At 60.8% G+C, this 13674-nt stretch carries 12 protein-coding genes and 2 tRNA genes; 5 read left to right on the top strand and 9 right to left on the bottom strand.

Translation table 11 applies throughout. From position 1 onward, the window contains the following. From tuf to AB5Y82_RS11420, 3 genes are all read right to left on the bottom strand, one after another. Positions 1 to 1103 (bottom strand): elongation factor Tu (gene tuf, locus AB5Y82_RS11430; RefSeq protein ID WP_368171110.1); only part of this gene is annotated, 1103 nt, incomplete at its 3' end. A gap of 168 nt (positions 1104 to 1271) precedes the next feature. Continuing rightward, a tRNA-Gly gene (locus tag AB5Y82_RS11425) sits at positions 1272 to 1346 on the bottom strand. 38 nt (positions 1347 to 1384) lie between these two features. Next, a tRNA-Tyr gene (locus tag AB5Y82_RS11420) sits at positions 1385 to 1469 on the bottom strand. A 263-nt stretch (positions 1470 to 1732) separates the two neighbouring features. Here AB5Y82_RS11420 and coaA point away from each other — a divergent pair. Next, positions 1733 to 2671, top strand: a complete 939-nt coding sequence (gene coaA, locus AB5Y82_RS11415) for a type I pantothenate kinase (RefSeq protein WP_111901471.1) — start codon at positions 1733 to 1735, stop codon at positions 2669 to 2671. A gap of 80 nt (positions 2672 to 2751) precedes the next feature. Here coaA and birA read toward each other — a convergent pair whose 3' ends face one another. Next, a complete protein-coding gene (gene birA / locus AB5Y82_RS11410; RefSeq protein WP_058058994.1) occupies positions 2752 to 3717 on the bottom strand; it encodes a bifunctional biotin--[acetyl-CoA-carboxylase] ligase/biotin operon repressor BirA in 966 nt (321 codons plus the stop codon). Beyond that, positions 3714 to 4751, bottom strand: a complete 1038-nt coding sequence (gene murB / locus AB5Y82_RS11405; protein ID WP_111901470.1) for a UDP-N-acetylmuramate dehydrogenase — start codon at positions 4749 to 4751, stop codon at positions 3714 to 3716. The genes birA and murB overlap by 4 nt, the downstream gene beginning before the upstream one ends. A 127-nt stretch (positions 4752 to 4878) precedes the next feature. On the opposite strand from murB, the gene AB5Y82_RS11400 reads away from it, so the two are divergent. Beyond that, positions 4879 to 5532: a TrkA family potassium uptake protein gene (locus AB5Y82_RS11400; RefSeq protein WP_005339863.1), complete on the top strand. Its 654-nt coding sequence runs from the start codon at positions 4879 to 4881 to the stop codon at positions 5530 to 5532. Then, complete coding sequence (locus AB5Y82_RS11395; protein WP_005356363.1) at positions 5529 to 6884, top strand: TrkH family potassium uptake protein; 1356 nt, start codon at positions 5529 to 5531, stop codon at positions 6882 to 6884. Before AB5Y82_RS11400 ends, AB5Y82_RS11395 begins: the two co-directional genes overlap by 4 nt. Before the next feature lie 41 nt (positions 6885 to 6925). On the opposite strand, the gene AB5Y82_RS11390 is transcribed toward AB5Y82_RS11395, so the two are convergent. Further along, positions 6926 to 7756, bottom strand: a complete 831-nt coding sequence (locus AB5Y82_RS11390) for an AraC family transcriptional regulator (protein WP_111901469.1) — start codon at positions 7754 to 7756, stop codon at positions 6926 to 6928. A 101-nt stretch (positions 7757 to 7857) separates the two neighbouring features. On the opposite strand from AB5Y82_RS11390, the gene AB5Y82_RS11385 reads away from it, so the two are divergent. Beyond that, positions 7858 to 8391: a carboxymuconolactone decarboxylase family protein gene (locus tag AB5Y82_RS11385; RefSeq protein ID WP_043823097.1), complete on the top strand. Its 534-nt coding sequence runs from the start codon at positions 7858 to 7860 to the stop codon at positions 8389 to 8391. 13 nt (positions 8392 to 8404) lie between these two features. Further along, on the top strand, positions 8405 to 8845 hold the full coding sequence (locus AB5Y82_RS11380) for a DUF417 family protein (protein ID WP_111901468.1): 441 nt from the start codon (positions 8405 to 8407) through the stop codon (positions 8843 to 8845). A 40-nt stretch (positions 8846 to 8885) separates the two neighbouring features. Here AB5Y82_RS11380 and AB5Y82_RS11375 read toward each other — a convergent pair whose 3' ends face one another. The 3 genes from AB5Y82_RS11375 to AB5Y82_RS11365 form a co-directional block, all read right to left on the bottom strand. Continuing rightward, entirely contained in the window at positions 8886 to 10859 is a 1974-nt protein-coding gene (locus AB5Y82_RS11375; protein ID WP_111901467.1) for a DNA topoisomerase III, read from the bottom strand. Positions 10860 to 10926: 67 nt separating this feature from the next. Beyond that, the gene (locus tag AB5Y82_RS11370; protein WP_042054822.1) at positions 10927 to 11424 is read right to left on the bottom strand and encodes a response regulator; all 498 of its coding nucleotides are present in this window, start codon (positions 11422 to 11424) and stop codon (positions 10927 to 10929) included. A gap of 55 nt (positions 11425 to 11479) precedes the next feature. Next, positions 11480 to 13447 (bottom strand): ATP-binding protein, encoded by a 1968-nt coding sequence (locus AB5Y82_RS11365; protein WP_159142859.1) that lies wholly within the window; start codon positions 13445 to 13447, stop codon positions 11480 to 11482. Between the last annotated feature and the right edge of the window lie 227 nt (positions 13448 to 13674).

The raw sequence follows: 13674 nt of genomic DNA, 5'->3' as shown, positions 1-13674 counted from the left end.
GCGATCGGCGCAATCAGGGTAACAACCATTTTGATGTTGTCGCCCGGCATTACCATCTCTACGCCTTCCGGCAGTTCGATGGTACCGGTCACGTCGGTAGTACGGAAGTAGAACTGCGGACGGTAGCCTTTGAAGAACGGGGTATGACGACCACCTTCTTCTTTGGACAGTACGTACACTTCAGATTCGAACTTGGTGTGCGGCTTGATAGAACCCGGCTTGGCCAGTACCTGACCACGCTCTACGTCTTCACGCTTAACACCACGCAGCAGCGCGCCGATGTTCTCGCCTGCACGACCTTCGTCCAGCAGCTTGCGGAACATTTCTACACCGGTACAGGTGGTAGAAACGGTATCTTTGATACCAACGATTTCTACGGTCTCACCTACTTTAACGATACCGCGCTCTACACGACCGGTAACTACAGTACCACGGCCAGCGATAGAGAATACGTCTTCGATAGGCATCAGGAACGGCTGGTCAATCGCGCGCTCCGGCTCCGGGATGTAGGTATCCAGGTGGCCAGCCAGCTCGATGATCTTCTCTTCCCACTGAGCGTCGCCTTCCAGCGCTTTCAGTGCGGAACCGCGAACTACCGGCAGGTCATCACCCGGGAAGTCGTACTCGGTCAGCAGTTCACGAACTTCCATCTCAACCAGTTCGAGCAGCTCTTCGTCATCAACCATGTCACACTTGTTCATGAACACGATCATGTACGGGATACCAACCTGACGACCCAGCAGGATGTGCTCACGAGTCTGCGGCATCGGGCCGTCAGTCGCTGCTACTACCAGGATCGCGCCGTCCATCTGGGCAGCACCGGTGATCATGTTTTTAACGTAGTCGGCGTGACCCGGGCAATCTACGTGGGCGTAGTGACGGGTAGCGGTGTCGTATTCTACGTGGGAGGTGTTGATGGTGATACCACGCTCACGCTCTTCCGGTGCCTTGTCGATCTGGTCGAAGGCGAAAGCTTTACCACCGAAGTGCTTGGCCAGCACGTTGGTGATAGCTGCAGTCAGGGTGGTTTTACCGTGGTCAACGTGGCCGATGGTACCCACGTTAACGTGCGGTTTATTACGCTCAAATTTTTCTTTAGACATGATCGTCCCTCTAAACTAACGCTGAGTACGCGGTGGCAAGCTAACCACAGAACAGTTTATATGATGGATTTGAATCTGGTGGGAAAGAGAGAGGTACTGATGGCTGGTTCGCTTGCCGAACTCACCCTAGGGTGCGGCTCTGCTAACGCCTGAGCCATATCAGCATCTTGGAGCGGGCAGCGGGAATCGAACCCGCATCATCAGCTTGGAAGGCTGAGGTAATAGCCATTATACGATGCCCGCATTTCTCTAACCCAAAGAACTCAAACCGCAGAGAAATATGGTGGAGGGAGAAGGATTCGAACCTTCGAAGGCAGAGCCGTCAGATTTACAGTCTGATCCCTTTGGCCGCTCGGGAACCCCTCCAGACGCCAGATTGTCACAACGGTAATTCTGCTTGCACCCGTTGTGTTTATCGCTTTTGCACGGCAAATAGACGACAGACAGTCAAGCGTCGCGCATTTTATTGTAAGGTTTTGGGGGATGCAACCATTGAACCCGGCAAAATATGCTTTATTGCTGGGAAGTTTGCAAAAAAGCGGGGGCAAACAAGCCAATCCTGCTGCGTCCCTTGTCGCTCCCCCACCCTTGGTGTATGGTCGCCGTGCCCAAGAAACAGTGATGACACCATGACGACAGAGCATAACCCCTATCTGCAATTCACCCGCGAACAATGGGCGTTATTGCGCGATTCGGTCCCCCTGACCCTGACCGAACACGATCTGCAGACCCTGCGCGGGATCAACGAGAAGGTGTCATTGCGGGAAGTGGAAGAGATCTACCTGCCTCTCTCCCGCCTGCTCAATCTCTATGTCAAAGCCAAACAGCGTCGCAGCCGGGTGCTGGAGCAGTTCCTCGGCCAGTCCCGCGGCAAGGGCACCTATATCATCAGCATTGCCGGCAGCGTGGCGGGGGGCAAAAGTACCACGGCCCGTATTCTGCAGGCCCTGCTGGAGCGCTGGCCGGAACACCCGCGGGTGGAACTGGTCACCACCGACGGCTTCCTCTATCCCAACAAGGTACTGGAAGAGCGCGGCCTGATGCGCCGCAAGGGGTTCCCTGAGTCCTACGACATCCGCCATCTGGTGGAGTTTGTCGCCAATATCCGCGCCGGTCACGAGAAGGTCGAAGCGCCGGTTTACTCCCACCTTATCTACGACATCATTCCCGATGAGAAGAAGGTGGTGGAGCAGCCGGACATCCTGATCCTTGAAGGGCTCAATGTACTGCAAAGCGGCATGGACTACCCTCAGGATCCCCATCGGGTCTTCGTGTCGGACTTCGTCGACTTCTCCATCTATGTGGATGCCGATGCCGAACTGCTGCGTACCTGGTATATCGAACGCTTCCTGAAATTCCGCAGCGGCGCCTTCTCGGATCCCGACTCCTACTTCCATAACTACGCCAAGCTGGCGGAGAGTGAGGCGACCCAGATCGCCAGCAACATCTGGCAAGATATCAACTATCTGAATTTGCAAGAAAATATCCTGCCAACGCGTGAGCGTGCCAACCTGATCATGACCAAGGGCCATGAGCACGCCATCGAGCAGATCAAACTGCGCAAATGATGACAGCCATTGCCGGATAACGAAGAGGGGGCCCGCAGGCCCCCTCTTCTGTTTGGCATCATGAGCGGCCTTGCTGACCCTCAGTCGCCCCGGCGCAGGGAGAGCTCGCCCCCCAGATAGAATTTGATCCCTTCGCCTGTCTCCAGTCGCAGGGCGCCGCGATCGTCGATGCCGCGAGCGATGCCACGGATCTCCTGATCCCCCATCAGCAGGCGCACCGGGCGACCGGCAAAGTGATCGAGCCGGTTCCACTCATCGACAAAGCTTGCCAACCCCTGTTGCTCAAAGGTGTGCAGCGCCCGCTGCAGATGGACGATCATCCGGGCCGCCAACTGATTGCGATCGACCAGCTCGGGATTGATGTGGCGCAACTCGGCCCAGGCCTGATCGATCTTCTCCCCTTCACGGGCAGGCATCGCCAGATTGAGACCGATGCCGATCACCAGATGACAGCTGGCCCCGGCGCTACCGCTCATCTCCACCAGTATTCCCGCCAACTTGCGGCCCTGATAGTAGAGGTCGTTCGGCCACTTGAGCTCGACGCCTTGATAGCCAAGGGACTCCAGCGCTTCAACCACTGCCACGCCGACCGCCAGACTCAACCCCATGGCAGCCGCCATGCCTTGTTCGAGTCGCCAGTACATGCTGAGGATCAGCTGGCAACCGAACGGCGAAATCCAGGGTTTGCCACGACGACCGCGCCCGGCGGTCTGACACTCGGCCAGACAGCTCTCGCCGGAGCGCAGCTCATTGACCCGATCCAGCAGGTGTTGGTTGGTCGAGCCAATGACCGGAAAACAGTGCACCGGCGCCATCGGGGCCAGTGCCTGCAGCTGCGCCTCGTCATAGAGCGCCATCGGCACCGCCAGCCGGTAACCCTTGCCGGTCAGGCTAAAGAGATCCAACCCCAGCTCCTTGAGCGCCGCCATGTGTTTGCTTACCGCCGCCCGGCTGATGCCGAGCTGCTCACCCAGCTGTTCGCCGGAGTGAAACTGGCCGTCGCTAAGCAGGGTGATCAGGGTCTGTCTGATGGGAGTCAACGTCATGAGAGCACCTCGTCGAGCCAGGTTTCACCGTGCGCGCCCATAAAGCGCACCTCGTGCTCCAGCACCACGCCAAACGTCTGCTCCACGCTGTCGCGGACATGAGCCGCCAGCGCGATCAGCTCCATGGCACTGGCGCCCCCCAGATTGACCAGCACCAGCGCCTGCTCCTGATGAACAGCGGCGCGACCGATGGCGAAACCTTTCAGACCACACTGATCGATGAGCCAGCCCGCCGCCAGCTTGGCCTGCCCTTCTCCGGCCGGATAGCAGGGCATCTGCGGGTAGCACGCCTTGAGATTCTCCGCCAGTGCGGCAGGCACCACCGGATTTTTGAAGAAGCTGCCGGCATTGCCGAGCACCGCAGGATCCGGCAGCTTGGCCATGCGGGTGGCACAGACGGTATCGAAGATGACCTGCGCCGAAGGCGCGTCACCGAGCGCTGCCAGCGGGCCATAGCCCAGCACCGGTTGCCACGCCTTGGGCAGTTTGAGCCCGACGGCGGTGATCAGGTGGGAATCCTGATACTCGTGTTTGAAGATGCTGTCACGATAACCGAAGCGGCACTCTGCCGCCGCGATCCGTTCAATCTCGCCACTCTGCCAGTTGAACGCCTCGACATAGGCGCAGAAGTCGGCCAGCTCAACGCCATACGCACCGATGTTCTGCACCGGCGCTGCACCGACCGTACCGGGAATAAGCGCCAGATTCTCCAGCCCGAACCAGCCCTGTTGCAAGGTATGACGCACCAGCTGATGCCAATCTTCACCCGCCGCCACATGGAGCAACCAGTGATCGCCACCATCTTCAGCGGTAATCCCCTTGAGCCGGTTGAGCACCACCAGACCGAGAAAATCGGTGGTGAAGAGCATGTTGCTGCCGCCGCCCAGATTGAGGCGCGGCAGCTGGTTGAGCTGTGGATCGGCACGCAGTGTTGCCAGATCGGCAACCTGCTCCACCTCGGCCAGCCAGAGGCAGTACGCATCGAGGGCAAGGGTGTTGAGCTTCAACAAGGAGGCGTTGGCATTCAGTTTCATCGGTCTATCCCGGCTTGGTGCAAGGGCGCAGTCTACCTCAAGTTGCCCCATGACGAAAAACCCGAGCCCTTTTCGGGGGAATAGCAGTGGTTTAGAGTAGGCGACTTCAACTGCTGAGGAACAACTCATGAACAACCAGTTTGCCGTCATCGGCCTGGGCCTGTTTGGCAGCGCGCTGTGCGAAGAGCTGCAACGGCAAGATGCCGAAGTACTGGCCATCGATATCGACGAGAGCAAGACCCGGCAAATCGCCGCCCTCTGCAATCACGTTATCGTGGCGGATGCTACCGACGAGGCCACCGTGGCCGAGCTGGGACTGGCCAATTTCGATATCGTCTTCGTTGCCATCGGTGACAACCTGGAGACCAGCATCCTCACCACCCTCGTCTTGAAAGAGGCGGGCGTGAAGAAGGTGTGGGTCAAGGCACGCGACAAGTTCCACGCCAAGATCCTGCAGAAAGTGGGCGCCGACAAGGTGATCAACCCGGAGTGGGACATGGGCCGCCGGGTCGCCCAGAGCATGCTGGACAACCGGCTGTTCGACTATCTGGAGCTGGGCCACGACATGGTGCTGACCGAGTTCGTGATTGGCCTGCAACAGAACGGCCGGGAGCTAGGCGACTTCCATCTGCTGCAACAGAGCGATTTCCAGCTGCTCGCCATCAAGCGTGGTGATGTGCTGCACAACGTACTGACCGGCAAGATGGAGCTGCAACTGGGCGACATCCTGATCCTGGCGGGCAACAAGCACGCCATCGACCACTGGCTCGAAACCCTATGATCAACTGGCGCAGCAGCTACGCCTTCGCCCTCCATCGGGAGCAGGACTCTCGCTGGAGCGAAGCCCGGCTGATCCTCGGCAGCTTTCTGATCATTCTGCTGATTGGCACCATCTTTCTGGTGCAACCCTCCAGCCACAATGGCGAGGTCACCTTCGTCAACGCCCTGTTTACCGCCACCTCGGCCATCAGCGTGACAGGTCTTGGCGTGGTGGATACCGGCACCGCCTTTACCCTGCAGGGGCAGATTTTCCTGTTGATGCTGATGGAGATCGGCGGTCTGGGCCAGATGACCATGACCCTGCTGCTGATCGCCATCTTCAGCAAGCGGGTCGGTCTGCGCCAGCAGGTACTGGCCAAGGAGGCACTGGGACAGGAGGGCTCGGTCAACATCATTCAGCTGGTCAAACGCATCGTCCTGTTTGCCTTTATCGCCCAGCTGATTGGCACCGGCATCATGGCGATCCGCTGGGTGCCCGAGATGGGGTGGGTGCACGGCCTCTATGTCAGCTTCTTCCACGCAGTATCGGCCTTCAACAACGCCGGATTTTCGCTGTTTGCCAACAACCTGATGGACTATAGGGACGACCCCATCATCAGCCTGACCATCGCCGGCCTGCTGATCCTGGGGGGGATCGGCTTTACCGTCATCGTCGATCTGGTGCGCAACCGCCGCTGGCGCAAGCTGAAGCTGCACAGCAAGCTGATGTTGCTGATGACCCCGGCGCTGCTGCTGGCCGGTACCTTGATGTTCTGGCTGCTGGAACACAACAACCCGGGCACCCTCGGCAAGGCCGGTATCGGTGGCCAGCTGCTGGCTGCCTTCTTCCAGTCTGCCAGTGCCCGTACCGCCGGTTTCAATACCATAGATATCGGGCTGATGACCCCGGCGGCGTTGCTGTTCCTGATGATGCTGATGTTTATCGGTGCCGGTGCCACCTCGACCGGTGGCGGTATCAAGGTGACCACCTTCGCGGTCGTGCTGCTGGCGACCAAGGCGTTTCTGACCAAACGGCCCCATGTCACCGCTTTTGGCCGCACCCTGTCGCCCCAGATCGTGACCCGCTCGCTGGCCATCATTATCGTCAGCACCATGGTGCTGATGCTGGCGATGTTCCTGCTGATGGTGACCGAGGATCTGCCGTTCGACAAAATCATGTTCGAGACCATCTCGGCATTTGCCACCGTCGGCCTCTCTACCGGCATCACCGCCTCCCTGAGCGAGCCGGGCAAGCTGATCCTGGTGCTGGTGATGATCTGCGGCCGTCTCGGCCCCCTGACCCTGGCCTTTATGCTGGCCCGCCCGGTCGAGACCCGCATCCGTTATCCGGAAGAGAACGTCTATACCGGCTGACCAGCCATGAACACGGGGCAGCCATTGGCTGCCCCGTTTTTTTATTCGGCTTGTTGCTGCGCCTTGAGCCAGCGCCCCGGGCTCACCCCCAGCTCCCGCTCGAATGCCCGACCAAAGGCGACACTGCTGCTGTACCCCGCCCCCAGCGCCACCTGTACCATGGGCTCCCCCGCCAGCAGTTGCTGGCAGGCTCGGGCCATGCGCCAGTGGGTCAGATAACCCAGCGGCGCTTGACCAACCCGCTCCTGAAACCTCGCGGCAAAGCGGGCCCGCGACATGCCGGCCTCCCGCGCCAGCGTGGCCACCGTCCAGGGTTCATCCCCACGCTGATGCATCACCGAGATCGCCTTGGCCAACTGGGGATCGGAAATACCTGCCAGCATCCCCTGCTGACACACCCCTTGCTCGACCAGATGACGCAGCAGCAGGATCAACAGAACCTCCAGCAAGCGGGAGATCAGCGGATCCTGCCCGTAGCGGGGGTGAAACGCCTCGTCAAACAGCTGGTTCAGCACCGGCGTCAGGGCAGGCAACTCACGTAGCGGCAGCACCAGCGAGCCCGGTAATGCCAGTTGCAACGGCGATGCGCCCCCCTTGCCGAATGCGACATTGGCGCACACCAAATCACAACCCCCCAGCGTTCTGGGTTCAAGCTTGTGAGGACGTCCCAGAGGGAACAGGATCAGGGTTGGCTCCTCGAGCAGCAAGCTGGTTCCCCCCTCTTCACGCAACATGACGGCGCCACTGCGCAGCAGATGAAGATATCCGCCACTCGGGTAATCATCACTGGAGGAGTTCTGGCACAGGTTGCCGGCGAAGAAGATCTTGGCTTCGGGGGTGGCATGAACCAACAGGGCAGAGAGCGGATCCATATTTGAGACGAATAGTATTTATTTGCAGACGATGAGTGATAAACCGTATCACGAATGACGGCACACTGTCTCCCGTACCTTCACTACCACAGGAGAAGATCATGAGCCGTATCCAACCCGTATCCCAACCGCAACCCGCAGCCGCCCAAACCCTGGCCACCCTGCAACGCAATCTGGGTATGGTGCCCAACCTCTACGCCACCCTGGCCCACTCGCCAGCCCTGCTCAATGGCTTCCTGGCCTTTGCCGAGGCTCTTGGCAAGGGGCGTCTCACTGCCCCACAACGGGAGTTGCTGGCACTGGCCATAGGTCAAGCCAACGCCTGCCAATACTGTTTGTCTGCCCACACACTACTGGCGGGCAAGGCCGGATTCTCGGCCCAGGAGATCCGGGCTGCCCGGCTCGGCCAGGCCTCGGCTCCCCTTGATCACGCCCTGCTGCAACTGGCAACGGCACTGGTCAACCAACGCGGGGTCATCAGTGACGAGCAGCTTGCTAGCGCCCGTGCCGCAGGCGTAGATGACGAGCTGCTGCTGGAGGTGCTCGGCCAGGTGGTCGTCAATACCCTGACCAACTATGGCAACCACCTGGCGGCGACCGAGATCGACTTCCCGCCTGTCACTCTGACCCCTTAAACAAGGAGCCCCCATGCAGCAACATGACAAAGGCTTTCTGGTCGCCCTGGCGGGCGTGGTATTGACCCTGCTCTGGATCGGCGTCTTCAAGTTTACCCCGACAGAGGCAGCCGCCATCAAACCACTGGTAGCCAGCCACCCCTTGATGAGCTGGCTCTATGGCCCCCTGTCGGAACAGAGCGTATCGAACCTGATCGGGGTGGTCGAGATAGTGATCGCCATCGGGCTGGTCGTGGGTCTGTGGCAACCTCGCATCGGTTACTGGTGCAGCATGGGGGCTATCGTCACCTTCCTGGCGACGCTGAGCTTCCTGCTGACCCTGACAGGTGTCTGGAAGATGGTTGACGGCGTGCCAGTCACCGAGTTCTTCCTGTTCAAGGATCTGGTGTTTCTCGGTGTGGTTCTGCACTACCAGCACAGGATCCGTGCCAGCTTGTCCACTCAGACAGCCTGACAACAATGCCTTTGGCGCCCGGGATGGGCGCCTTTTTTCGTTATGCCGCCCTGGTCTGGCGCTTGCTGGTCGTCTTGCGCGGTCGGGGCCCGCCAGTCGTGCTGGCCGCCGGACTCTTGCGCTTGGTAAAACGCCGCTTGCCGGCACTTGGTGCCTCTTTGGGCAGGGCGCTGAAGCTGGCGCCGGAGTCCTGCCGCGCCCCTTCAATCAGGCCGTTGAGCTGCTCGGTGAGCGGCCCCATAAAATGCTGGTAGCTGCCGTGGCGCTCGGCGATCTGGCCTAGGCTCTGCTCCCACAGCGCCGTCATATCCGGCGTAGTGGCGGTGGCAGGCAGCGCCTGCACCAGCGCCCGCCCGGTCGGGGTCGCCTTGATGCTCTTGCCCTGACGCACCAGAAAGCGGCGCTTGAACAGCAGGTCGATGATACCGGCCCGGGTCGCTTCGGTGCCGAGGCCATCGGTGTCGCGCAGAGTCTTGCGGATCTCGGGATCCTGCACATAGCGGGCGATGCCGGTCATGGCCGCCAGCAGAGTGGCATCGGTGAACGACTTGGGCGGCTGGGTCATTTTCTCCTGCAGTTCGCCCCGCTCGCACAGCAGTTGCTCTCCCTCTTTCAGGGCTGGCAGCGTGCCCGCCTTCTCTTCGTCGTCATCCTCCTCCACCCCGAGCAGCGCCTTCCAGCCCGCCTTGAGAATGCGCCGCGCCTTGGCCTGAAACAGGCCACCGGCGATGCGCAGCAGCACCTTGCTGTCGTTGTATTCGAACGGGGGATAGAACTGCAGCAGATACTGTCGGGCAATCAGGCCATAGAGCTTCGCCTCGTCGGCCCCCAGCGTGGCAGGGTTGCCCTGCTTCTCGGTGGGTATGATGGCGTGGTGGGCATCCACCTTGCTGTCGTTCCACGCCTTGCTACGGATCTTGCCGTCCGCCTCGGCAACTGCCTTGGCCAGCGCGGGCGCTGTGGCGGCGATGGCGCTGCGCACCTGCTCGGCCCGCTTGAAGTGGTCGGTCGGCAGATAGCGGCTATCGGAGCGCGGATAGGTGATGAGCTTGTGGCGTTCGTAGAGGCTCTGGCAGATGTCGAGCACCCGCTTGGCATCCATGCCGAAGCGCTTGGCGGCATCGATCTGCAGGCTGGAGAGGTTATAGGGCAGCGGCGCCGCCTGCTTGCGGGCCTGCTCCTCCACCGATTCAACCTGTGCGGGTTGGCCATTGATCCGGCTCACCACCTTGTCGGCCAGCGCCCGATTGAGCACCCGCCCCTCCTCATCCTGCCACGGCAGGCAGGCTTCCGATGGCAGCCACTTGGCGGTGAAGCGCTCGTTGCTATCGGTCAGCAGATGGGCCAGCACCTCGTAGAAGGGTTTGGGCACGAAGGCCTCGATCTCGAGATCCCGCCGCACCACCAGCCCCAGCAGCGGGGTCTGCACCCGGCCAACCGAGAGCAGCTCGCTGCAACCCGCCTTGCGCCCGAGCAGGGTATAGGCGCGGGTCATGTTGATGCCATAGAGCCAGTCGGCCCGACTGCGAGCCAGCGCCGAGACCGCCAGCGGCACGAACTCCTTGTTGTCTCTGAGCTTGTCGAGGGCACGGCGCACCGCAGGCGGGTTGAGATCGCTGATGAGACAGCGCTGCACCGGCTTGGTTTTCGGGTAGCCGAGAAAGTCGATCACCTCATCCACCAGCAACTGCCCTTCCCGGTCCGGGTCACCGGCGTTGACCACGCAGTCCGCCTGCTTGATCAGCCGCTTGATGACGGTGAGCTGGGTTTTGGTCTTGGGCTTGGCCACCAGCTGCCACTGGGCGGGGATGATGGGGAGATGCTCCATCCGCCACTGCTTGAAGGCGGCGTCATAGGCATCGGGCTCGGCCTGCTCCAGCAGATGGCCGATACACCAGGTGACCACATCCCCCTGGGCTGTTTCGATAAAACCGTCGCCCTTCTTGTGGGGCTTGGGCAGGGCATCGGCAATGGCGCGGCCCAGCGTGGGCTTCTCGGCGATAAAGAGTCGCATCGGTGGCTACCTGCAATACTGTATATGCAGACAGTATACAACTGCCACCGCGAAAGCCCAACTGCCCCTATTCGTCGAACGGGTGATCGTGGATGGCGGCAAACAGCCGCGCCTGATTGAGCAGCGGCGCATAGTGGAAGGCATTTTCGCCATCTTCCGCCAGCAGGTAGTCGGTCAGCTGTTCGCGCACCGCCTCTTGCAAGGTCTCCAGCTTCCACGGCTTGGCAAGGTAGTAGTGCAACCCCCCGCGATTGACCGCTTCGACGGTGGCCTCCAGCCCGGCTTGCCCAGTCAGCAGCAATTTGCGGCTGGCGCGGGTGGTGGCACGCCGGTTCAGCTCCACCAGAAAATCGACCCCCAGGGTTCCCGGCATGATGTGGTCACAGAGGATCAGCGCCAGCTTGTTGCCGTCGCGCTCCCACTCCTCCACCACCGCTCGCGCCTCATCGACGCTCTCGGCCGCCTCCAGCTCGAAGTGGGAACGGAACGGGGCGAGATCGTGGATCACCGCATCCAGCACCTCCCGCTCATCGTCCACACACAGGATCAGATAGTGTTTGTTCATTGCTCCTCCTTGGCGACATGGTTTGGCACGCCGCGCGATTGATGCTGGCCACGGCTCAGGCCGCATGCTCCTTGTTGTGATGAGGTTCGCCCCCGTAACCGGCCTGCCCCATGCCGTCCAACGGCAGACAGACCCGCATCCGGGTGTAACGGCCCGGCTCGGAGGCCACCTCGATCCGGCCGTGGTGCTGCTGAACTATCTGCAGTGAGACACTCAGACCAATCCCGAGGCCGAAATGTCCCTCCCGCTTGGTGGTGAAGTTGAGATCGAAGATCCGCTGCCACAGCTCGGGCTCGATGCCGCAACCGCTATCCTCGATCTCTACCATGACCCACTCGGGATCCAGCAACCCGCTGCGGATGGTGAGTCGTCCCGGGCCGCTCATGGCATCCAGACTGTTGGCGATCAGGTTGGTCCACACCTGTTGCAGGGCAATGGGGTGACAGCGTACCAGCGGCAGCGGCTGGTACTCCTTGCAGAGCTCATGATGCTTGAGGCGGTTTTCGAAAATCATCAGGGTATCTTCCAGCCCCTCGTGCAAGTCCACCAGCGAGGGCTCGGCCCGATCCTGCCGGGCATACTGCTTGAGGCTCTTGACCAGATCGCCGATGCGACGGGCACACACTTCGATATTGCGCAGGAAGCTGCCAGTATGCTGGAACAGCTCCAGCCGGGAGAGCAGCGCCTCCCGCTCGTCGGCAGTGCGGCTGGCAAACCAGCGCTGCCAGTTCAGCTCGTCATCCAGATTCATCTGCACCGCCAGCCGCGCCTGCTGGCGGTCACCAAAGCGCCCCTCCGCCAGCCGGGTCTTGTCACGGATCTCGCTGGTCGAGACCGGCTGAGAAGAGAGCGCCTGACAGAGGGTCTGGTTGCCCAGCCCCTTGATGGGTGCTGGCAGCTCGAGATTGACCAGATCGGGGATGGCGGCCCGCAGGGTCTCGCTGCCACGGATAATGGCCGCCACCGGGTTGTTCAGCTCGTGGGCGACACCGGCCACCAGCTGACCCAGCATCGCCATTTTTTCGCTCTCTACCAGCTGGACGTGAGCGGCATCGAGTGAGTTGAGGGTCTGTTGCAGCCGCATCTCGGTACGGATGCTGTTTTGCAGACGGCGGTTGAAGTGGCGCAGCAGCAGGTTGGTAAAGGAGGGGAGCAGTTCGCTGCGCGCCTGCATCACCCGGGAGAATTGCAGCTTGTCGAGCTTGATCACCTCGGCACCGGTCAGGGTCACGCCGGTGGTGAAGGCGGGTTCGCCGGTGACGAAGGACATGCCCCCCACCAGCGAGCCGGTACGGTAGTGCACCACCTCCTGATCGATCCCCTGCTCGTCCCGCTTGCGCAGCACCACCTCCCCCTTGGCGATAAACCAGAGGAAGCTGTTGGGCTCCCCCTCGCGGGTCAGCACATGGCCCGGGCTGTAGTGGCGGCAGACCCGCTCCTCGTCATTGCCCTCGAAAAACTGGTAGAGGCCGTCGATCACCACCCGGGAGAGTTCTTCATCGCTGCAGTGGGTGTAATCCATAAAGCCCTGCCGATAGGCTGCCAACTGGCGATCGACATGGGCTCGCAGCAGCTTCTGGTTGTCGAGCACGGCGGCATAGCTCAGCAGGTCCGCCTCGGGACGCTGCAATACAAAGTGGCTCGCCTGCTCGATCACCGCCCGGCGCAGGCTGCCATCGCGCCAGGGGCGTTGCAGGTAGTAGTCGAGACGACCGAGGTTCACCGCCTCGATGATCGATTTCATCTCCGGCTGGCTGCCGAGCAGGATCTTGCGGCACGCCTCGTGACGGCTGCCGAGGCGGATCAGAAAATCGGCCCCTCGCCCATCCCCCAGCTCGCTGTCACACACCACCACGGCGGGTGGCTGCCCCTTGCGATCCAGCTCGTCCAAGGCCAGCTCAGCCGACCCCTGACCGACCACCACCACCAGCGCGAAATGGCCGAGCAGCGGAGCCAACTCCTGTTCGAATTCGGCCAGCAGTTGCACGTTGGCGGCGACACACAGCAGCGAGAAAGGGCTCATCAGCGACACTCCGTTGAGGCTCACTGCTCACTATATCAGCGAATCTTGTGGGGTTTTGCGAGGGGGCTAACAGCTGTCGCGGAAAGTGCACAAATAGATAAAACAGAAAACAACTGAACTTAATTCGACAATTAAATCAATAACAAAACAAAAGACAAAATGTGACAACAATCAAAAATATAAACCATGATGGAGGTCAACGCCTTATCCCTGTCATTACTACTACT

It is taken from the genome of Aeromonas sp. s13 (assembly GCF_040907905.1).
Classification (GTDB): Bacteria; Pseudomonadota; Gammaproteobacteria; order Enterobacterales; family Aeromonadaceae; genus Aeromonas; species Aeromonas veronii.
The sequence above is the reverse complement of the archived record's forward strand: the minus strand, read 5'-3'. Positions and strand labels throughout refer to the sequence as shown.

What these genes read in the sequence shown, in the direction of transcription:
- coaA (WP_111901471.1), top strand. Translation starts at nt 1,733, where the DNA reads ATGACGACAGAGCATAACCCCTATCTGCAATTCACCCGCGAACAATGG.
- birA (WP_058058994.1), bottom strand. Translation starts at nt 3,717, where the DNA reads ATGACGTTGACTCCCATCAGACAGACCCTGATCACCCTGCTTAGCGAC.
- murB (WP_111901470.1), bottom strand. Translation starts at nt 4,751, where the DNA reads ATGAAACTGAATGCCAACGCCTCCTTGTTGAAGCTCAACACCCTTGCC.
- AB5Y82_RS11400 (WP_005339863.1), top strand. Translation starts at nt 4,879, where the DNA reads ATGAACAACCAGTTTGCCGTCATCGGCCTGGGCCTGTTTGGCAGCGCG.
- AB5Y82_RS11395 (WP_005356363.1), top strand. Translation starts at nt 5,529, where the DNA reads ATGATCAACTGGCGCAGCAGCTACGCCTTCGCCCTCCATCGGGAGCAG.
- AB5Y82_RS11390 (WP_111901469.1), bottom strand. Translation starts at nt 7,756, where the DNA reads ATGGATCCGCTCTCTGCCCTGTTGGTTCATGCCACCCCCGAAGCCAAG.
- AB5Y82_RS11385 (WP_043823097.1), top strand. Translation starts at nt 7,858, where the DNA reads ATGAGCCGTATCCAACCCGTATCCCAACCGCAACCCGCAGCCGCCCAA.
- AB5Y82_RS11380 (WP_111901468.1), top strand. Translation starts at nt 8,405, where the DNA reads ATGCAGCAACATGACAAAGGCTTTCTGGTCGCCCTGGCGGGCGTGGTA.
- AB5Y82_RS11375 (WP_111901467.1), bottom strand. Translation starts at nt 10,859, where the DNA reads ATGCGACTCTTTATCGCCGAGAAGCCCACGCTGGGCCGCGCCATTGCC.
- AB5Y82_RS11370 (WP_042054822.1), bottom strand. Translation starts at nt 11,424, where the DNA reads ATGAACAAACACTATCTGATCCTGTGTGTGGACGATGAGCGGGAGGTG.
- AB5Y82_RS11365 (WP_159142859.1), bottom strand. Translation starts at nt 13,447, where the DNA reads ATGAGCCCTTTCTCGCTGCTGTGTGTCGCCGCCAACGTGCAACTGCTG.